Source organism: Streptomyces sp. NBC_01261 (genome assembly GCF_036226385.1).
Taxonomy (GTDB): domain Bacteria; phylum Actinomycetota; class Actinomycetes; order Streptomycetales; family Streptomycetaceae; genus Streptomyces.
Window position 1 is genome coordinate 7,571,826 of sequence record NZ_CP108463.1, and the last position, 18,076, is coordinate 7,589,901.

Annotated in this window: 19 protein-coding genes; 7 read left to right on the forward strand and 12 right to left on the reverse strand. The window is 70.7% G+C overall.

All coding sequences use genetic code 11. The features are described 5' to 3' along the window. The first annotated feature begins 11 nt into the window (after positions 1-11). Complete coding sequence (locus OG226_RS33710) at positions 12-815, forward strand: EI24 domain-containing protein (protein ID WP_329351007.1); 804 nt, start codon at positions 12-14, stop codon at positions 813-815. Here OG226_RS33710 and OG226_RS33715 read toward each other — a convergent pair. Continuing rightward, positions 801-2,054 carry a pyroglutamyl peptidase gene (locus OG226_RS33715; protein ID WP_329351008.1) on the reverse strand — a complete coding sequence of 418 codons (1,254 nt, stop codon included), beginning with the start codon at positions 2,052-2,054 and terminating at the stop codon, positions 801-803. The two genes, OG226_RS33710 and OG226_RS33715, sit on opposite strands and share 15 nt — an antisense overlap. A 156-nt stretch (positions 2,055-2,210) precedes the next feature. On the opposite strand from OG226_RS33715, the gene OG226_RS33720 reads away from it, so the two are divergent. Beyond that, positions 2,211-2,576 (forward strand): YrdB family protein, encoded by a 366-nt coding sequence (locus tag OG226_RS33720; RefSeq protein WP_329351009.1) that lies wholly within the window; start codon positions 2,211-2,213, stop codon positions 2,574-2,576. 28 nt (positions 2,577-2,604) lie between these two features. Here the strand turns inward: OG226_RS33720 and OG226_RS33725 are convergent, their stop codons facing one another. Beyond that, a complete protein-coding gene (locus tag OG226_RS33725) occupies positions 2,605-3,189 on the reverse strand; it encodes a TetR/AcrR family transcriptional regulator (protein WP_328683576.1) in 585 nt (194 codons plus the stop codon). A gap of 102 nt (positions 3,190-3,291) precedes the next feature. Between OG226_RS33725 and OG226_RS33730 the strand changes: the two genes are divergently transcribed. After that, complete coding sequence (locus OG226_RS33730; RefSeq protein WP_329351010.1) at positions 3,292-5,751, forward strand: glycoside hydrolase family 3 protein; 2,460 nt, start codon at positions 3,292-3,294, stop codon at positions 5,749-5,751. Positions 5,752-5,832: 81 nt separating this feature from the next. Here OG226_RS33730 and OG226_RS33735 read toward each other — a convergent pair whose 3' ends face one another. Together OG226_RS33735 and OG226_RS33740 are read right to left on the reverse strand one after the other, a co-directional pair. Then, positions 5,833-6,804 (reverse strand): aldose epimerase family protein, encoded by a 972-nt coding sequence (locus OG226_RS33735; protein WP_329351011.1) that lies wholly within the window; start codon positions 6,802-6,804, stop codon positions 5,833-5,835. Positions 6,805-6,814: 10 nt separating this feature from the next. Next, positions 6,815-7,720 (reverse strand): SGNH/GDSL hydrolase family protein, encoded by a 906-nt coding sequence (locus tag OG226_RS33740; RefSeq protein ID WP_328683579.1) that lies wholly within the window; start codon positions 7,718-7,720, stop codon positions 6,815-6,817. 254 nt (positions 7,721-7,974) lie between these two features. Here OG226_RS33740 and OG226_RS33745 point away from each other — a divergent pair, with 254 nt between their 5' ends. Further along, positions 7,975-8,469: a DUF3145 domain-containing protein gene (locus OG226_RS33745; protein WP_328683580.1), complete on the forward strand. Its 495-nt coding sequence runs from the start codon at positions 7,975-7,977 to the stop codon at positions 8,467-8,469. A gap of 134 nt (positions 8,470-8,603) precedes the next feature. Here OG226_RS33745 and OG226_RS33750 read toward each other — a convergent pair whose 3' ends face one another. The 5 genes from OG226_RS33750 to fasR all read right to left on the reverse strand — a co-directional run bounded on the left by OG226_RS33750 (position 8,604) and on the right by fasR (position 13,540). Continuing rightward, positions 8,604-9,875 (reverse strand): beta-ketoacyl-[acyl-carrier-protein] synthase family protein, encoded by a 1,272-nt coding sequence (locus OG226_RS33750; protein ID WP_328683581.1) that lies wholly within the window; start codon positions 9,873-9,875, stop codon positions 8,604-8,606. A gap of 83 nt (positions 9,876-9,958) precedes the next feature. Beyond that, positions 9,959-10,207 (reverse strand): acyl carrier protein, encoded by a 249-nt coding sequence (locus OG226_RS33755; RefSeq protein ID WP_015660680.1) that lies wholly within the window; start codon positions 10,205-10,207, stop codon positions 9,959-9,961. Positions 10,208-10,313: 106 nt separating this feature from the next. Further along, positions 10,314-11,309 carry a ketoacyl-ACP synthase III gene (locus OG226_RS33760; protein WP_328683582.1) on the reverse strand — a complete coding sequence of 332 codons (996 nt, stop codon included), beginning with the start codon at positions 11,307-11,309 and terminating at the stop codon, positions 10,314-10,316. Between the two features lie 18 nt (positions 11,310-11,327). Then, positions 11,328-12,245: an ACP S-malonyltransferase gene (locus OG226_RS33765; RefSeq protein ID WP_329351012.1), complete on the reverse strand. Its 918-nt coding sequence runs from the start codon at positions 12,243-12,245 to the stop codon at positions 11,328-11,330. Between the two features lie 89 nt (positions 12,246-12,334). Then, positions 12,335-13,540 carry a fatty acid biosynthesis transcriptional regulator FasR gene (gene fasR, locus OG226_RS33770; protein WP_328683584.1) on the reverse strand — a complete coding sequence of 402 codons (1,206 nt, stop codon included), beginning with the start codon at positions 13,538-13,540 and terminating at the stop codon, positions 12,335-12,337. 73 nt (positions 13,541-13,613) lie between these two features. Between fasR and OG226_RS33775 the strand changes: the two genes are divergently transcribed. Beyond that, on the forward strand, positions 13,614-14,264 hold the full coding sequence (locus OG226_RS33775; protein WP_328686510.1) for a pirin family protein: 651 nt from the start codon (positions 13,614-13,616) through the stop codon (positions 14,262-14,264). On the opposite strand, the gene OG226_RS33780 is transcribed toward OG226_RS33775, so the two are convergent. Both OG226_RS33780 and OG226_RS33785 read right to left on the reverse strand, forming a co-directional pair. Next, positions 14,261-15,082 (reverse strand): serine hydrolase domain-containing protein, encoded by an 822-nt coding sequence (locus OG226_RS33780; protein WP_328683585.1) that lies wholly within the window; start codon positions 15,080-15,082, stop codon positions 14,261-14,263. The two genes, OG226_RS33775 and OG226_RS33780, sit on opposite strands and share 4 nt — an antisense overlap. 19 nt (positions 15,083-15,101) lie before the next feature. After that, the gene (locus OG226_RS33785; RefSeq protein ID WP_328683586.1) at positions 15,102-15,569 is read right to left on the reverse strand and encodes a GNAT family N-acetyltransferase; all 468 of its coding nucleotides are present in this window, start codon (positions 15,567-15,569) and stop codon (positions 15,102-15,104) included. A 97-nt stretch (positions 15,570-15,666) separates the two neighbouring features. Here OG226_RS33785 and OG226_RS33790 point away from each other — a divergent pair, with 97 nt between their 5' ends. Beyond that, positions 15,667-16,131, forward strand: a complete 465-nt coding sequence (locus OG226_RS33790; RefSeq protein ID WP_328683587.1) for a MerR family transcriptional regulator — start codon at positions 15,667-15,669, stop codon at positions 16,129-16,131. Continuing rightward, positions 16,128-17,147, forward strand: coding sequence for an aldo/keto reductase (locus OG226_RS33795; RefSeq protein WP_329351013.1), 1,020 nt, complete (start codon positions 16,128-16,130; stop codon positions 17,145-17,147). The genes OG226_RS33790 and OG226_RS33795 overlap by 4 nt, the downstream gene beginning before the upstream one ends. Before the next feature lie 31 nt (positions 17,148-17,178). Here OG226_RS33795 and OG226_RS33800 read toward each other — a convergent pair whose 3' ends face one another. Next, on the reverse strand, positions 17,179-18,027 hold the full coding sequence (locus tag OG226_RS33800) for a DUF4429 domain-containing protein (protein WP_329351014.1): 849 nt from the start codon (positions 18,025-18,027) through the stop codon (positions 17,179-17,181). Positions 18,028-18,076 lie beyond the last annotated feature (49 nt).

Here is an 18,076-nt window from a genome sequence, read left to right on the forward strand (position 1 = left end):
AAGTTCACCCTATGCATGATCTTGGCGCGGGATTCGGTTATCTCCTGAAGGGCCAGCGCTGGATGGCGCGGCACGGGAGGCACTACGGTTTCGGGCTGATCCCCGGCCTGATCACGCTGGTCCTGTACGTGGCGGCGCTGGTCGCGCTGGCGCTCTGGGGCCAGGACTTCGTCGGCTGGTCGACGCCCTTCGCGGACGACTGGTCGAGCCCGTGGCAGGGCCTGTTCCGCGGGTTCCTCACGGCGGTGCTGTTCGTACTGGCCCTGCTGCTCTCGGTGTTGACGTTCACGGCCGCCACGCTCCTCATAGGCCAGCCCTTCTACGAGACCCTCTCCGAGAAGGTCGACCGGGACGTCTCCCCGGACGGCACGGCCCCCGAATCGGGCCTCCCCCTCTGGCGCGAACTGTGGATCTCCGCCCGCGACAGCCTCCGCATCCTGGTCCGCGCGGTGCTGTGGGGCGTCCTGCTCTTCGCCCTGGGCTTCGTCCCGTTCATCGGCCAGACGGTCATCCCGGTGATCGGCTTCTTCGTCACCGGCTTCTTCCTCACGGAGGAGCTGACGGCGGTCGCCCTCCAACGCCGAGGCATCGACCTCCGCGCCCGCCTCGCCCTCCTCCGCTCCCGCAAGACCCTCATCTGGGGCTTCGGCACCCCCCTCGGCCTCTCCTTCCTGGTCCCGTTCGTCGCGGTGTTCCTGATGCCGGGGGCGGTGGCGGGGGCGACGATGATGGCGCGGGAGCTGTTGGGGGAGGAGACCGGGGAGGGGGACCAGGAGGGGGACGCGGAAGTCGGGCCGGCGTCAGTCGGCGAGTGATGCCTCCAGGGCCACCGTCACCATCGCCTTCACCTGCGCGATGATGTCCACCCGGTTCCGCACGAACTCCGGATCGGTGATCGTCCCGGTCGCCGGGTCCGTGTTGCCCGCCCCGAACTGCAGTACCGGCGTGTGGATATGCCCACCCGGCAGCGAATCGCGCAGCCCGAGCCGGTCCCGCAGCAGCGTGGCGCGGTAGGCGATCTCGTTGGAGAGGTAGTTGCCGCCGCCCCCGGCACGGGCCGTGGACCCATCGGTGGGCCCGTCCGGCCGTACGACAGGAGCGGTCGCGCCCGCCGGGATCTCCGTCACCTCGGTGTGGTCGTAGACGGGGAACCGCCCGGTGTCGGCGGCCACGATCGCCTTGTACGGCAGGGTCGTTGACGTCCACTGGGGCTGCGCGGCCGGGTCGGCGACGGGCACGGTCCCGGTCTTCGACACGTTGTCGTTGTCCGGATACCCGCCCCGCCAGGCCCCGTTGGTCCGCTCGACGTCGAAACGGCCCACCCGCCCCTGGCTCACGGTCGTGAACAGATCCACCTTCGGCAGATACGGCCGCAACGCCCGCTCCACGGTCCCCTCCGCGAAGTCCGCCCACCGCACGGGGAACATGGCCGTCTCGATCCGCGCCGGCCCGTCCGCGGTCCGGATCACCGTGCCGTCGAGCGCGAGCGCGGTGGCCCCGGACGGATTGGAGATCCGGATGTCCGCGTCGAGCGTGAACGGGTCGAACCCCGTCACGAGAATCCGCTTGACCCCCTTCTCGTGCGGATACCGAATACTGCTCTGCCCGCGCGAGGACATCTCCAACTCGGAGAGCAGCGACGCCCGTTGTCTCTCACTGATCCCGAACCGGGGCTCCCACCCCCGCACTTCCCGGGTCATCCCCAACCGGGCCCAGTACAACGGCCGGTCATCGTCCCGACTCAGATCCCCACCGGTATCCCCCCGCCCCTGAGCCCGCGCCACGGCCCGCCGCCACAACGCGGTCCCCTCGTTTACGACGATGCGCCGCGCCTGCGCGTAACTCCGCGCCCCTTCGAGCGCGCGGGTGAACTCCGGTGCCACGGTGTCGAATCCGGAGTGTTCGAGGATCTCCTGGGGGACCGCCTTGTCGAGCCGCTGCTCCTCGACGGTCGGGGACAGGGTGGTGTCGGCCGCCGCCCCGGTACTGGGAGCGGAGAAACCGGCCAGCAGGGCCAGTCCGAGGATGCTGGTCCGAACTCGTATGACGTTCAAGGTGGTTGAGGCCTTCCGTTCGCAGTGGGGTGCGGTGCCGGACGGCCGCAGTATCGCGTGACGGGAGTGGTCTACGCCACGGGTCCGAGGGATGATCCGAAGTCGTGGCCCCCGCACCCGCGACAGCCTGATCCCCCGCGGGCGATACTGCCGCCCATGACGGCAGCGAAGGCAGTGAAGCCAGTGGACACGGCCAAGGCGGCGAATCTCGGTGTCCTCTTCGCCATCGAGGTCGGTGTCCTCGTGGCCGTCGGCTACTGGGGATTCACGCGGGACATCGCCACGCCGCTGACCTGGCTGCTCGGGATCGGCGGGCCCGTCGTGCTTGCCGTGGTGTGGGGTCTGTGCGGGTCGCCGAAGGCCAGGTACAAGGTGCGGGGGGCCGGGCGGGTCGGGTTCGAGGTGGTGTGGTTCGGGGCCGGGGTCGTCGCGCTGGTCCTCGCCGGGGTCTACGACTGGGCCCTCGTCCTCGCTCTCGTGTGCGTGGTGAGCAAGACGCTGGCCGTCATCTGGCGTCAGTAGCGGGCGGGTTCACGACCCGGCCCTCGACTCACCCCTCGCCCAGCAGCGCCAGGAAGTCCCGGAACGCCCCCGGCATGTCCACCGACTCCGGGTCCAGCAGCCACTGGTACTGCAACCCGTCCATCACCGCGACCAGCAGCGGAGCCGCCCGCTCGGGCGTCAGGCCGTTCGGCAGGTGGTCGCCGTACTCGGCGCGCAGGACCCCCGCCATGCTCCCCCGGACGCGGACGTACCGCTCGGTGAAGTAGTCCCGGGCCGGATGCCCCTCCGTGACGCTCTCGCCGAGGAGCGCCGAGAAGGTCTGGATGATGCCGGGCCGCATCGCGTTGTACTCGACCAGGGACGCCAGCAGGTCGACGCGCCAGCGGCTGTCGGGTACGGCGTCCCACTGGTCCCGTTCCTCCAGGACGGCGACGAGCAGCGCGTCCTTCGTGGGGAAGTAGTGCAGCAGGCCCTGCTGGGTCAGGCCGACCCGCTCCGCCACCGCCGCCAGGCTCGTGCCCCGGTAGCCGCGCTCGGCGATGACCTCCAGGGCCGCCCGCACGATCTCGGCGCGTCGTTCCTCGCGCCGGGTCCTGGAGTTCGTGGCGTTCATGGCGTCACCGTACGACACCCCGCGACCGTTCACATAACAGCAAGGTTACGAAACCTACCGCTCTACAGGTAGCCGATGCACGATGGAGGCACCACACGAACTCAACGAGGAGGCACCGGGATGGCGGGACCCCGTGAAGCGGTCGTCGAGGCGGCGCTCGGCAAGCTCGATCTGGATGCCAAGGCTCGGCTGCTCGCCGGGCAGGACATGTGGTCGCTGCCCGCGCTCCCGGAGATCGGTCTGAAGTCGCTCGTCATGTCCGACGGCCCGATCGGCGTCCGCGGTGTGCGCTGGACCGCCGACGATCCTTCCGTCGCGCTGCCGTCCCCCACCGCCCTCGCCGCCAGCTGGGACCCCGAACTCGCGCACCGGGCGGGCGTGTTGCTCGCCCAGGAGGCCCGGCGCAAGGGCGTCCATGTCCTCCTCGCCCCGACCGTCAACCTCCACCGTTCCCCGCTCGGCGGACGGCACTTCGAGGCCTACAGCGAGGACCCGTACCTCACCGGACGGATCGGCGTCGGGTACGTCGAGGGCGTCCAGTCCGGCGGCGTCGGCACCACCGTCAAGCACTTCGTCGCCAACGACGCCGAGACCGACCGCTTCACCGTCGACAACCTGATCTCCCGACGCACCCTGCGCGAGCTGTACCTGGCCCCCTTCGAGCTCATCGTCGAGAACGCCCACCCCTGGGGCGTCATGACCGCCTACAACACGGTCAACGGCACCACGATGACCGAGCACCGGTACCTCGTGAACGAGATCCTGCGCGGCGAATGGGGCTTCGACGGCTTCAACGTCTCCGACTGGACCGCCGCCCGTTCCACCGTCGGCGCCATCGAGGGCGGCCTCGACGTCGCCATGCCCGGCCCGAAGACCGTCTACGGCGAGGCCCTCGCCCGGGCCGTGCGCGACGGCGAGGTCGAGGAGGCCACCGTCGACACCGCCGTACGGAACGTGCTGCGGCTCGCCGCCCGTGTCGGCATCCTGGACGGCGCCGAGCCCGTCGTCGCCGAGGCCCAACTCCCTTCCCCCGTCGACGGCGAGGCCCTCGCCCGCGAGATCGCCCGCCGCTCCTTCGTCCTCGTCCGGAACGAGAACGACGCCCTCCCGCTGAAGCCGAACGGCACCGTCGCCCTCCTCGGCGCCGCCGCCCGCGACGCCCGCGTCCTCGGCGGCGGCTCCGCCATCGTCTTCCCGCATCACGTCGTCTCCCCGCTCGACGGCCTCACCGCCGCCCTCCCCGAAGGCACCCTCACCTACGCCGTCGGCGCCGACCCGAACACCGAACTCGCCGACGCCGACAAGGGGTTCGAGCTGCGCGCCGTCTGCCGGGACGCGGCGGGCCAGGTCATCGGCAGCGCCTCCGCGCCCAGCGGGCAGGTCCGGTGGATGGGCGCCGACCTCCCCGACGGCGTCACCCACGACACCCTCCACACCGTCGAACTCACCGGCACCTTCACCCCGCGCGACACCGGCCGACACACCTTCGGCATCAAGGGCCTGGGCGCCTTCACCCTCGCCGTCGACGGCACGACGTACTACGACGACGTCCAACGCCCGCTCAAGGACGACCCGTTCAGTTCCTTCTTCGGCGCCCCCGAACCCCGCGCCCGCGTCGACCTCACCGCCGGCACCCCGGTGGAGGTCTCCCTGACCTACGTCGTGAGCTTCTCCGAGAACCGCGACCTCAAGGTCATCGGCTTCACACTCGTCCACCAGGAACCGCGGCGCGACCCCGACGAACTCATCGCCGAGGCAGCCGAGTCGGCCCGCCTCGCCGACACCGCCGTCGTCGTGGTCGCCACCACCGAACGCGTCGAGTCGGAGGGCTACGACCGGACGGACCTCCGACTCCCCGGCCGCCAGGACGACTTGGTGCACGCCGTCGCCGCCGCCAACCCGAACACCGTGGTGATCGTCAACTCCGGCTCCCCGGTCGAACTGCCCTGGCGCGACGAGGTCGCCGCCGTCCTGCTCGGCTGGTTCCCCGGCCAGGAGGCCGGCGCCGCCCTCGCCGACGTCCTCACCGGCACCCATGAACCCGGCGGTCGGCTCCCCACCACCTGGGGCTCCCTCACCGACGCCCCGGTCACCCGGGTCGTCCCGGAGAACGGCGAACTCCCTTACTCCGAAGGCGTCTTCATCGGCTACCGCGCCTGGGAGAAGGAGGGCCGCACCCCGTCGTACCCCTTCGGGCACGGCCTCGGTTACACCGACTGGAGCTATGAGTCGATCGAGGAGGAGACCGAGGCGGAGAGCGAGGGCGGCGGTACGTCCGTCACCGTTCGCGTCACCAACTCCGGTGCCCGGCACGGCCGTGAGGTCGTCCAGGTCTATCTCGCCCCCGCCGACACCGACCCTGTCACCGCTCCGGAGCGTCCGGCCCGCTGGCTGGCCGGTTTCGCGGGGGTCGAGGCCGGCCCGGGCGAGAGCGCCGAGGTGATCGTCGAACTTCCGCGACGGGCTTTCGAGATCTGGGATGAGACGGCGAACTCGTGGGCAGTTGTAAAGGGTTCGTACGAGATCCACGCGGGGCGCTCGATCGCGGACCGCAGGGTCGTCACGACGATTAACGTCTGAGCCGGGACAAGCTCCCCACAGACAGCCCCGGCCCGGGACCTGACCCCTGGGCCGGGGCTCATCACATCCCGGCCGGTCCGGTCAGCGGACCGAGAAGCCGTACACCGTCTCCGAACGGTAGGTCCGGCCAGGGCGCAGTTCCGTGCTCGGGAACTCCGGGCGGTTCGGGGAGTCCGGGAAGTGCTGGGTCTCCAGGGCGATCCCGGCACCCGGGGCGAACGGGTCGGTCAGGTGCTCACCGGTGTAGAGCTGGATGCCGGGCTCGGTGGTCGCCACCGTCAGCACCCGCCCCGAAGCCGGGTCGTACAGCTCGGCGATCTCGACGGCGGTCGGGGTCACCCCCTTGTCCAGCACGAAGTTGTGGTCGTAGCCGGAGCCCACCTTCCGCGCCTCCCGGAAGTCGAAGCGCGTGCCCGCCACCTCGTCGAGCGCGCCGGTCGGGATCAGATCGCCGTCGACCGGCGTGAACCGCGAGGCGGCGAGCCGGAGTTCATGACCGCCCGCGCCGCCCGCGCCGCTCAGGTCGAAGTAGCTGTGGTTGGTGAGGTTCACGACGGTCGGCGCGTCCGTCGTCGCCTCGTAGCCGAAGCGCAGCGCACCCGACTCGTCCAGCGTGTAGGTCGCCGAGACGACGAGCCGCCCCGGGAAGCCCTCCTCGCCGTGCGCGCTGACCCGGCTGAGCCGCAGCCCGTGCTCGATGGGCTCGACGTCCCACACCCGCTTGTCGAAGCCGCGCTCGCCGCCGTGCAGGGAGTTGGGCGCGTTGTTCTGCGCCAGCGAGTAGGTGACGCCCTCCAGCGGGAAACGGCCGCCCGCGATCCGGTTCGCGTACCGCCCCACCAACGCCCCGAGATACGGCTCGGGATGGGCGAGATAGCCGTCCAGATCAGCGAACCCGAGCACCACGTCCGCCGCGTGCCCGTCCCGGTCCGGCACCTCGACCGACTGTACGATCCCGCCGTACGACAGCACCCGCACCCGCACGCCCGCCCGCTCCAACGTCCAGCGGTGCACGGGCGTGCCGTCGGGAAGGGTGCCGAAAAGTTCGCTCATGAGGGAAACCCTAGGTCACGGGTGTGCGCGCGATGACGCGACGGTAGGCGATCTCGGCGAGCCGCGCCTGACCGTCCGTGCTCGGGTGGAACCAGTCCCAGTGGCTCAACTGGTCCGTGCCGAACCGGAAGTCGTAGACCGCGCCCCCGTCGAACCGGCACCGCTCGTCCGTCGCGCACACCTGCTCAAGCACCTTGTTGTACGCCTCCACCCGGTCCAGCACCGTGTCGCGCCGCTCCGTCGCCGCCGAGTCCAGGGCGTCCGCGTCGGCCAGCATCGAGGGGCAGATGCCCAGCTTCCAGATCTCCTTGCCCAGCGGGTTCGTCCGCCCCTGCGACCAGAGCCGCTTGAGATTCGGCACGCTCGCGACGTAGACCTGCGTCTTCGGCAGGGCCCGGCGCAGCGTCTTCAGCGAGGTCTCGAACTCGGCGCGGAAGTCCGCGACGGAGGTCATCGCCGAGGTCGAGGCCCGGCAGGCGTCATTGGCCCCCGCCATCACGGTGACCAACTGAGGCCTGCGCGCGACCGCCTGACCGATCTGCGCGGGCAGGTCGGCCATCCGCGCCCCGGTCTCCGCGTAGTTCCAACTGCGCTCCGCCGCGCCCGTCTTCCCCAGCAGCCGTACGGCGAGACTGTCGACCTCGGCCGAGCTGCCCGTCGCCCAGGACACCTCCGGGCAGTCCGACAGGACCGAACAGGCGTCGAAACCACGGGTGATGGAGTCACCGACCGCCGCGACCGACGACGGGCTGCTGTCCCACACCGGGGCGGGGGAGGGCTTCGCCTTGGCCGCCGTACCGCTCTTGCTGTGCGCGCCGGCGGAGCCGCCTCCGCCGGAGTCGCAGCCGGCGGCTCCCAGGACGGCCGCCGCCACGACGGCGAGCGCGGCGCGTGAACGGTGACGTCGGATTCGCATGCCCTGGCCCAGCCCCTTGGTGTCGTGTCACATCTCAACCCATAACAACGCGCGAGGGTTCCCGAACGTGTGCGATGCAACGGCGCACCCCCGTACAAGCGTCCCCATGGGTGAATGGCGGCGTTTCCTGGTACCGGGAGGGGCGGTACGTCACACTCCGCGTGCCGCCGCACGGTAGCCTCGCCCTCAACGTGGCTGCCCTGCCGCCGCCGTTCGCCAGTCTGCAAGATGCCCCGCTCTGTCCGGAGGTCCCGGTGACGACACGTGGAGTTCTGTACGTGCACTCCGCGCCGCGCGCGCTGTGCCCGCACGTCGAGTGGGCCGTCGCCGGGGTGCTCGGCACACGCGTCAGCCTCGACTGGATCCGACAGCCCGCCGCCCCCGGAACCTGGCGCTCCGAGTTCTCCTGGAAGGCCGAGGCGGGCACGGCCTCCAAACTCGCCTCAGCCCTGCGCGGTTGGCACCTCCTCCGCTTCGAGGTCACCGCCGAGCCCAACCCCACAGCCGAGGGCGAGCGCTACAGCTGCACCCCCGACCTGGGCATCTTCCACGCGGTAACCGGCATCCACGGCGACATCCTCATCCCGGAGGACCGCCTACGCGCGGCGCTGACGAGATCTCAGCAGGGCGAAACAGACCTGGAAGCGGAGATCGCCAAACTCCTGGGCAAGCCGTGGGACGACGAGTTGGAGCCTTTCAGGTATGCGGGCGAGGGAGCCCCGGTCCGCTGGCTGCACCAGGTGGTCTAGAACACCGGTCAGGGGCGCTTTTTTGGGGGCGCGGGGAACTGCGCGCCCAGCCCCCACCGACCGTAAGCCGACAAACGGCGTGTGGCCCGCCCCCAAAACCCAGGGGGCGGGCCACACGCCGTTCAGCAAAGACCTCAGACCGTCCGGAACGCCAACACCACGTTGTGGCCACCAAACCCGAACGAGTCGTTCAGGGCAGCGATACGCCCCTCAACAGGAAGCTTCCGAGCCTCCCCGCGAACGACATCCGCGTTGGCCTCGGCCTCAGGGTCGAGGTTCTCCACATTGATGGTCGGCGGCGCGATCCGGTTGTACAGCGCGAGCACGGTGGCGACCGACTCGACGCCCCCCGCACCACCCAGCAGATGCCCGGTCATCGACTTCGTGGCCGAGACGGCCATGTGGTCCGCGTCGTCACCGAACACCTTGCGCAACGCCTTGAGTTCGGCCACGTCACCCGCCGGCGTGGACGTCGCGTGCGCGTTCACGTGCACGATCTCCGCCGCGTCGAGATCGGTGTTGTCCATCAGGTTCCGCAGGGCCTGCGAGATGCCACGCCCCTCCGGCTCCGGCTGCACGATGTCGTGGCCGTCGGCGGAGATACCCTGCCCGACCGCCTCGGCGTACACCCGGGCACCGCGCTTCGCGGCGTGCTCGGCGGACTCCAGGACGAGGACGCCCGCGCCCTCGCCGAGGACGAAGCCGTCGCGGCCGGTGTCGTAGGGACGCGAGGCGCCCTGCGGGTCGTCGTTGTTCTTGGACATCGCCATCATGTTGCCGAACGCGGCGATGGGGAGGGGGTGGATGGCCGCCTCCGTGCCGCCGGCGACGACGACGTCGGCGCGGCCGGTGCGGATCATCTCGATGGCGTAGCCGATGGCCTCGGCGCCGGAGGCGCACGCGGAGACCGGCGTGTGCACGCCCGCACGGGCGCCCACGAGCAGACCCACGTTGGCGGACGGGCCGTTCGGCATCAGCATGGGGACGGTGTGCGGGGAGACGCGGCGGACGCCCTTCTCCTTCAGCACGTCGTACTGGTCGAGCAGGGTCGTCACACCGCCGATGCCGGAGGCGATGACGGTGCCCAGACGGTCGGGGTCGACCGCCGGGTCCGCACCGGCCTTGTCGGTGAAACCGGCGTCCGCCCAGGCCTCCTTGGCCGCGATCAGCGCGAACTGCGCCGAGCGGTCCAGACGGCGGGCCTGCGGACGCGGGATGACCTCGGAGGGGTCCACAGCGGCCGGCGCGGCGATACGGACGGCCTGCTCGGCGGCCCACTCCTGCTCCAGGGGCTTCACGCCGGACTTGCCGGCGATCATGCCCTCCCAGGTCGAGGCTGCGTCGCCACCCAGCGGTGTGGTTGCGCCGATACCGGTGACGACCACGGTGCGATTGGTCGGGCTCACGGGAATTCTTTCTCCAACGGTACGAGGATTAAGCGGCGCCACCGCCGGGTGGCGGGGCCATGCAGCCGGGCCTATGAGGTGGCTCAGGCCTGGTGCTTGAGGATGTAGTCGGTCGCGTCGCCGACCGTCTTGAGGTTCTTGACGTCCTCGTCGGGGATCTTGACGTCGAAGCGCTCTTCGGCGGCGACGACGACCTCGACCATGGACAGCGAGTCGACGTCCAGGTCGTCGGTGAAGGACTTGTCCAGCTGGACGTCCTCAACCGGGATGCCGGCGATCTCGTTCACGATGTCGGCGAGACCGGCGACGATCTCTTCCTGAGTGGCGGCCATGTCAGGCGCTCCTTCTTTGTGATCCAGAGGGTGTGGCGTTGCCCGCCGCGGCAGCGGCAGGTGAGTACAGCCGTACCGGATCCGATGATGATCCGGCACGGAGTGCCTAGGGGAGGGTAACGACCGTCGCGGCGTACACGAGACCCGCCCCGAAGCCGATGACGAGCGCGGTGTCGCCGCTCTTGGCCTCGCCGGTCGCCAGAAGCCGCTCCATAGCGAGCGGAATCGAGGCGGCCGAGGTGTTGCCGGTGGTGCGTACGTCACGCGCGACCGTGACGTGCTCCGGCAGTTTCAGCGTCTTCACCATCGAGTCGATGATCCGCTCGTTGGCCTGGTGGGGAATGAAGACATCCAGCTCGTCCGGGGTGATCCCGGCCGCGTCCAGCGCCTGCTGGGCGACCTTCGCCATCTCGAACACGGCCCAGCGGAACACCGCCTGGCCCTCCTGCGTGATCGCAGGGAACTTGCCCGTGCTGTCGTACTCGGTCCACGGCACGGTCTGCTTGATGGTGTCGGACTTGTCGCCCTCCGAGCCCCACACGGTCGGACCGATCATCGGCTCCTTGGCGGGGCCGACCACGACGGCGCCGGCGCCGTCACCGAACAGGAAGGCCGTCGCGCGGTCCTCCAGGTCGGTCAGGTCGGACAGCCGCTCCACGCCGATGACGAGAACGTACTCGGCGCTGCCCTCGACGACCATGCCCTTGGCGAGCGTGAGGCCGTAGCCGAAGCCCGCGCAGCCCGCCGAGATGTCGAACGCGGCGGCCTTGTTCGTGCCCAGCTTGTCGGCGATCTCCGTCGCCACGGCCGGGGTCTGCTTGAAGTGCGAGACCGTGGACACGATCACGCCGCCGATCTGCTCGGCGGTGATCCCCGCGTCCGCGATCGCCTTGCCGGACGCCTCGATGGACATCGCGGCGACGGTCTCCTCGTCGTTCGCCCAGTGCCGGGTCTCGATGCCCGAACGGGAGCGGATCCACTCGTCGGACGAGTCGATGGTCTCCAGGATCACCTCGTTCGGGACGACACGGACCGGACGGTAACCGCCCACACCGAGGATGCGCGCGTACGGTGCGCCCTTGCTCGGCTTGATCTTCGACATGTTCGTACGGCTCCTTCTTCAGGCGTTGGCGTGCTCGGAGATGAGCTCGCGGGCCGCGTCGAGGTCGTCCGGGGTCTTCAGGGCCAGCGTCTTCACGCCGGGCAGGGCGCGCTTGGCGAGGCCGGTCAGGGTGCCGCCGGGGGACAGCTCCAGGAGCGCGGTGACGCCGAGCTCCTGGAAGGTCTCCATGCACAGGTCCCAGCGGACCGGGTTGGCTACCTGGCCGACCAGCCGCTCCAGCACCTCGGCACCGGTGGCGACGGCCTTGCCGTCCTTGTTCGAGACGTACGTGATCGTCGGGTCGCCGGGCGTCAGTTCCCGCGCGGCCTTGGCGAGCGTGTCGACCGCCGGGCCCATGTGCCGCGTGTGGAACGCGCCGGCCACCTTCAGCGCCACGACCCGACGCACGCCCTCGGGCTTGTCGGCCTCCAGGGCGGCGAGCTGCTCCAGCGTGCCGGCGGCCACGATCTGGCCCGCGCCGTTCACGTTCGCCGGGGTCAGGCCCAGCTTCTCCAGGTGCGCGACCGTGGTGTCCGGGTCGCCGCCGAGCAGCGCGGACATCCCGGTCGGGGTGATCGCGGCGGCCTCGGCCATCGCCAGACCGCGCTTGCGTACGAGGGTCAGGGCGGCGGTGTCGTCCAGGACGCCCGCGAGGACGGCGGCGGTGATCTCGCCGACGCTGTGACCGGCGACAGCGCCCGGCGACACGTCACCGAGGGCGGCCGCGGAGACCAGTCCGGCGGCGACGAGCAGCGGCTGGGCGACGGCGGTGTCACGGATCTCGTCCGCGTCGGCGTCGGTGCCGTAGTGCACGAGGTCGAGGCCGGCGGCGGCCGAGAGGGCACGCAGACGGTCCTCGACACCGGGGAGGTCGAGCCAGGGGGTCAGGAAGCCGGGCGTCTGGGCGCCCTGGCCGGGAGCGACGAGTACGAGCACTCTCACACTCTCTCTTGGGGACGGGCACGGCCGCCCGTGGGGACAGGGACGAAGAACAGGAAGGGGTTTTGTGGAGCCCCGACAAAAGGCTAGTTCTGGGGATCTCCATCGGCCAGACGTCCCAGGATCAGCGCGATCCGCAGCGTGAACGCCGACCGTACATCCGACGGCGACCAGCCGGTGACGTCAGTCACACGTCGAAGCCGGTAGCGCACGGTGTTGGGATGCACGAACAGCATCCGCGCGGCACCTTCGAGGCTGCTCGCCTGCTCCAGATAGACACTGAGCGTCTCCAGGAGCGCGGACCCGGCCTCCTCCAGCGGTCTGTAGATCTCCTCCACCAACTGGTCCCGGGCGCCGGGGTCACCGGCCATCGCGCGCTCCGGAAGCAGGTCGTCCGCCAGTACCGGGCGCGGGGCGTCCTGCCAGGCGGAGCACGCCTTGAGCCCGGCGGCGGCGGCCTGCGCGGACCGGGTGGCGGCCAGCAGATCGGGCACGATGGGCCCGGCCACGACGGGTCCGGCCGCATAGGGCCCGATCAGCGACTTGGCCACGGCGAGCGGATTGTCGCTCCCGCCGGCGATGACGACGAGCCGGTCCCCGAGCACCCCGGTGAGCACCTGGAGCTTGGCGTGCCGCGCGGCCCGCCGGATCGCCTCCACGGTCAGCTCACTGTCCCCGTCGGGCGCGGTGCCGAGGACGACGCACACATGCTCGGGCGAGTTCCACCCGAGCGCGGCGGCCCTGCTCACCGCCCCCTCGTCGGCTTCCCCGCTCAGCACGGCGTTCACGACGAGAGACTCCAGCCGGGCGTCCCACGCGCCGCGCGCCTCGGCGGCCTGCGCGTACACCTGGGCGGTCGCGAAGGCGATCTCCCGGGCGTACACGAGAAGCGCCTCACGCAGCACGGACTCGTCGCCGGGGGCGGCGACCTCGTCGATGGCGGACTCCATGACCTCGATGGTGGTGCGCACCATCTCGACGGTCTGCCGGAGGGTGATGGCCCGGGTCAGCTCACGGGGAGCGGTCCCGAACACATCGGTGGAGATGGCCTGCGGCGCGTCCGGGTGCCGGAACCACTCGGTGAACGCGGCGATACCGGCCTGCGCGACCAGCCCGATCCAGGAACGGTTCTCCGGTGGCATCGCCCGGTACCACGGCAGCGTCTCGTCCATGCGCGCGATGGCCTGCGCGGCGAGACTCCCGGAGGACTGCTCCAGCCGCTTCAGAGTCGCCGGGTGCGAGTGGGCACGGGGCACGGGGCCTGCGGGTCTGCTGGTTTCGGGTTCGGGCACGGAACAAGACTGCCTTATCCGGGCGGCGGTATGCGGTGCCGGGTCTCGACCGAGGGCTACCGTGGTCCCCGTGATGGACGTACGGCGTTCCGCCGAGCGCTACCCAGGGGGAGACCCGCAGGCCGGGATCCAGTCCTGGCACGCCTTTTCCTTCGGGCCGCACTACGACCCGGACAACCTCCGGTTCGGCGCGGTCATCGCCTGCAACGAGGAACGGCTCGCGCCCGGCGCCGGTTTCGGCGAACACCCGCACAGCCACACCGAGATCATCACCTGGGTCGTGGAAGGGGAGCTGAGCCACCGAGACTCCACGGGGCACCTGACGCGGGTCCGCCCCGGCGACGTCCAGCGCCTCGGCTCGGCGGCCGGCGTCCGGCACGTCGAGCGCAACGACAGCGACTCGCCCCTGACCTTCGTGCAGATGTGGCTCGCCCCGCTGGAGCCGGGTGGCGAACCGTCGTACGAGATCGTCCACGGCATCGCCGACTCCACGCCGTACGCGGTGCCGGAGGCCGGCGCGATGCTGCACGTACGCCGTCTCACGCCCGGTGAGCGCACGGCCGTACCGGACGCGGTGCATGTGTACGTCCATGTGGTGCGCGGTGAAGTGAGCCTGGGCGGGGAGAAGTTGGGGCCGGGGGACGCGGCGCGGATCACGGACGCGCGGGATCTGGTGGTGGAGGCGGCCATCGGGGCCGAGTTGTTGATGTGGGAGATGCTCTAGAGCTCCGCGAGAACCGCGTCCGTGAACGGCGGCCACGCCTCGACCGCCCACGGCCCGAACGCCCGGTCCGTCAACGCCACGCACCCCACGCCCGCCGCCGGGTCGATCCACAGGAACGTACCGGCCTGCCCGAAGTGACCGAACGTGCGGGGCGAGGACGAACTCCCGGTCCAGTGCGGGGACTTGGAGTCGCGGATCTCGAAGCCGAGGCCCCAGTCGTTGGGGTTCTGGTGGCCGTAGCCCGGGAGGACGCCCTTGGTGCCGGGGTACTGGACCGTCATCGCCTCGGCGACCGTGCGGGGGTCGAGGAGGCGGGGGGCCTGGACCTCGGCGGCGAACCGCAGGAGATCCGCGACCGTCGAAACGCCGTCCTTGGCCGGGGAGCCGGCGCCTTCCAGCGTGGTGGCCGTCATGCCCAGGGGGTCGAGGACCGCCTGGTGCAGGTACTCCGCGAACGGGATCTCCGTCGCCTTCGCGAGGTGGTCGCCGAGCTGCTCGAAGCCCGCGTTCGAGTAGAGGCGGCGCTGTCCGGGCGGGGCCGTCACGCGGTGTTCGTCGAAGGCCAACCCCGAGGTGTGGGCGAGGAGATGGCGGACCGTGGAGCCGGGCGGGCCCGCCGGTTCGTCCAGCTCGATCGCGCCCTCCTCGTACGCGACGAGGGCCGCGTACGCCGCGAGCGGCTTGGTGACCGAGGCCAGCGGGAAACGGTGGTCGACCGGGCCGTGGGTCCCGAGAACGGTCCCGTCGGCTCGTACGACGGCTGCCGCGGCGGTCGGTACCGGCCAGTTCTCGATCAGCGCGAGGCTCTGCAAGGACATGCCGTCGAGCCTAAGCCGTTCAGAGCATGAGCCCCATCATGGGGTCGGGCTTGCGGGTGAAGCCGAGGGAGGCGTAGAGCGGCTCGGCGTCGGGGGAGGCGGTGAGGAGGACCTGGCCGGCGCCGCGCTCGCGGAACCACTGGAGCAGCTCCTCCATGCACGCGCGGGCGTACCCCCGGCGCCGCGCGTCCGGATCGGTGGCCACGCTGAAGACGAACCCGGCCTTCCCGTGCGGGTTCTCCGCCTTCCCGATCCGGTAGTCCACCGTGCCGACGACCAGGGCCGCCAGCGACCCCGGCCGCTCGGGATGGTCGACGACGAACGCCCCGAAGTCCTCGTCCGACGCGAGCCGCTCCCGCAGCGTCGGCAGGGACTCCGCGTGCCAGTCCGTGCCCGGGTCCGAACCCGGCATCGAGTCGATCATCACCTGGCGCAGTCGCAGCAGTTCGGCGGTGTCGTCGGGGGTGGCCCGTCGTACGAGACTCATGTCCCGCACGCTATCCACCGCACCCCTGGCCCGTCCTGCCGATTTCTTACCGGTTCCGCTTGCTTCGAGTGCACTCCAAGGCCATAGCGTGGTGGTCATGACGGTGATGGAGACCACGGGTACCAGTACCGACAGCTGCGCGGGCCCGCCGCACGTCGAGCGGCGTCCGGACGGCGAGGACAGCTACACGATCAGCGAGGTCGTCGCCTTCACCGGCCTGACGGCACACACCCTGCGCTGGTACGAGCGCATCGGCCTGATGCCGCACATCGACCGCTCGCACACCGGCCAGCGCCGCTACAGCAACCGCGACCTCGACTGGCTCGACCTCGTCGGCAAGCTCCGCCTGACCGGGATGCCGGTCGCCGACATGGTCCGCTACGCCGAGCTGATGCGCGAGGGCGACCACACCTACGGCGACCGCTTCGAACTCCTGGAGGCGACCCGCCGGGACGTCATCGCCAGGATCGCCGAACTGCAGGACACCCTGGCCGTCCTCGACCGGAAGATCAACTTCTACGCCACGGCCGGCCGCGCCTACGAAAAGGAGAAGGCAGGATGACCGACACCCCGATCCCGACCGCACGACTCGGCGCGGCCGGCCCCGAGGTCGGCGTCCAGGGCCTCGGCTGCATGGGCATGAGCTTCGCCTACGGCCCCTCGGACGCGAAGCAGTCACAGGCCGCCCTGGACCGCGCCTTCGACCTGGGCGTGACCCTGTACGACACGGCGGACGCGTACGGCGTCGGCGAGAACGAGCGGTTCCTGTCACCGTTCTTCAAGGCGCACCGCGACCAGCTCGTCATCGCCACCAAGTTCGCCCTGTCGTTCGCGCCCGGCGAGCCCACCCGCCGCGTCATCCGCAACGACCGCCCGTACATCCGTCAGGCGGTCGAGGCGAGCCTGCAGCGCCTCGGCATCGACGTCATCGACCTCTACTACATGCACCGCCGCGACCCGGCCGTCCCCATCGAGGACACGGTCGGCGCGATGGCGGAGCTGGTGGCCGAGGGCAAGGTGAAACACCTCGGTCTGAGCGAGATCACGGGCGCGGAACTGCGGGCCGCCCACGCGGTCCACCCGATCGCCGCCGTCCAGTCGGAGTGGTCGCTCTTCAGCCGCGACGTCGAGATCAGCCTGGTGGGCGCCGCCGCCGACCTGGGCGTGGCGGTCGTACCGTACTCACCCCTCGGCCGCGGCTTCCTCACCGGTTCCTTCTCGAACGCCGACCAGGACCTGACAGAGGGCGACTTCCGCCGCACGCAACCCCGCTTCACCGGCGAGAACGCCGCGGCCAACGGCGCGCTCCTGGACCCGGTACGGGCGGTGGCCGAGGCGCATGGAGCCTCCCTGGGCCAGATCGCCCTGGCCTGGGTCCAACAGCGCTCCCAGGTCCACGGGCTCCCGGTGATCCCCATCCCGGGCACGACCAAGCCGGGCCGGGTGGAGGAGAACACGGCGGCGACCAGGATCATCCTCACGGAGGAGGAGCTGTCCCTCCTGGAGCCGATCGCGGGGAAGGTGGCGGGAGACCGCTACGCGGACATGTCGTTCGCATCGACGAGCAGGGAGAACTAGACAGCGCCCCAGGGGTCGCGCCCTATAGGGGCTACAACTCCGCCAACAACTCGGCCTTCTTCACGGCGAACTCCTCATCGGTCACCAACCCCGCCTGATGAAGGTCCCCCAGGTGCCGAATCCGCTCGGCGATATCCCCAGGATCACGCCGAGCGACCGGCACCACGACCGCGGACCGCCCGGACCGCACCGCCGCAAGCACCGCCCCGGCGAACGGCAGAGACTCGTGCACAGGCCCGTACCCGAGCCCGAACACCACAGCCGCCGGATCCTGATCGACGGGCAGAAGCGACTCGGCCCCGCGCAACAGCCGTAGATGCCCCTCGAAGACCTCGGGAGACCGCCACTCGACCCCGCTCAGGTCGGCGATCGCGAAGCTCTGGTCGCCGGCCTTCCACTTCGCGGACGACGCCCCCGTCCAGAACCACCGGAACGCCACGGTCTTCCCGTCGAAGGACGCCTTCCCGTCGTACGCCTTGAACCGCAACGGCACCTCGGGCGCGGCCACGAGAAACCGCTCCGCGGGCCCGTCGTCCGGTTTCAGCTGCGCACGCAACTCGTCGGCGTAGTACTCGGCGAGCGTCTCGCGGTCGGCGGGCAGCACCAGCCGATAGGGATCGCAGCTCTCCTTCAGCTGACCCGCGGCCGCGTCCATCAGCGGATCGGCACCCGGCCGGGGCTCGGCGCGGAGCACGACCGTGCCGCGCCGACCGGGGGCGAGCGTCACCGCCTGGATCGCCTCGTAGGGGATCCGGCGTTCACCGAGCGCCTGGAATAGCTTGGGTGTTCGAATGCCGCGTTCGTAGCGGATGACCACGGAGTCGGACTCGAACTCCCAGGCAGCATGAAATCCGGCCAGTACGTCACCCATGCGGCTCATCGTAGGCGGCACATGCTCCTCCGTCCCATCCCCGCGCAGACCGCACTTC

Coding starts and splice junctions, on each gene's coding strand:
- OG226_RS33710 (WP_329351007.1), top strand. CDS start 12: ATGCATGATCTTGGCGCGGGATTCGGTTATCTCCTGAAGGGCCAGCGC.
- OG226_RS33720 (WP_329351009.1), top strand. CDS start 2,211: ATGACGGCAGCGAAGGCAGTGAAGCCAGTGGACACGGCCAAGGCGGCG.
- OG226_RS33730 (WP_329351010.1), top strand. CDS start 3,292: ATGGCGGGACCCCGTGAAGCGGTCGTCGAGGCGGCGCTCGGCAAGCTC.
- OG226_RS33735 (WP_329351011.1), bottom strand. CDS start 6,804: ATGAGCGAACTTTTCGGCACCCTTCCCGACGGCACGCCCGTGCACCGC.
- OG226_RS33740 (WP_328683579.1), bottom strand. CDS start 7,720: ATGCGAATCCGACGTCACCGTTCACGCGCCGCGCTCGCCGTCGTGGCG.
- OG226_RS33755 (WP_015660680.1), bottom strand. CDS start 10,207: ATGGCCGCCACTCAGGAAGAGATCGTCGCCGGTCTCGCCGACATCGTG.
- OG226_RS33760 (WP_328683582.1), bottom strand. CDS start 11,309: ATGTCGAAGATCAAGCCGAGCAAGGGCGCACCGTACGCGCGCATCCTC.
- OG226_RS33775 (WP_328686510.1), top strand. CDS start 13,614: ATGGACGTACGGCGTTCCGCCGAGCGCTACCCAGGGGGAGACCCGCAG.
- OG226_RS33780 (WP_328683585.1), bottom strand. CDS start 15,082: ATGTCCTTGCAGAGCCTCGCGCTGATCGAGAACTGGCCGGTACCGACC.
- OG226_RS33785 (WP_328683586.1), bottom strand. CDS start 15,569: ATGAGTCTCGTACGACGGGCCACCCCCGACGACACCGCCGAACTGCTG.
- OG226_RS33790 (WP_328683587.1), top strand. CDS start 15,667: ATGACGGTGATGGAGACCACGGGTACCAGTACCGACAGCTGCGCGGGC.
- OG226_RS33795 (WP_329351013.1), top strand. CDS start 16,128: ATGACCGACACCCCGATCCCGACCGCACGACTCGGCGCGGCCGGCCCC.
- OG226_RS33800 (WP_329351014.1), bottom strand. CDS start 18,027: ATGAGCCGCATGGGTGACGTACTGGCCGGATTTCATGCTGCCTGGGAG.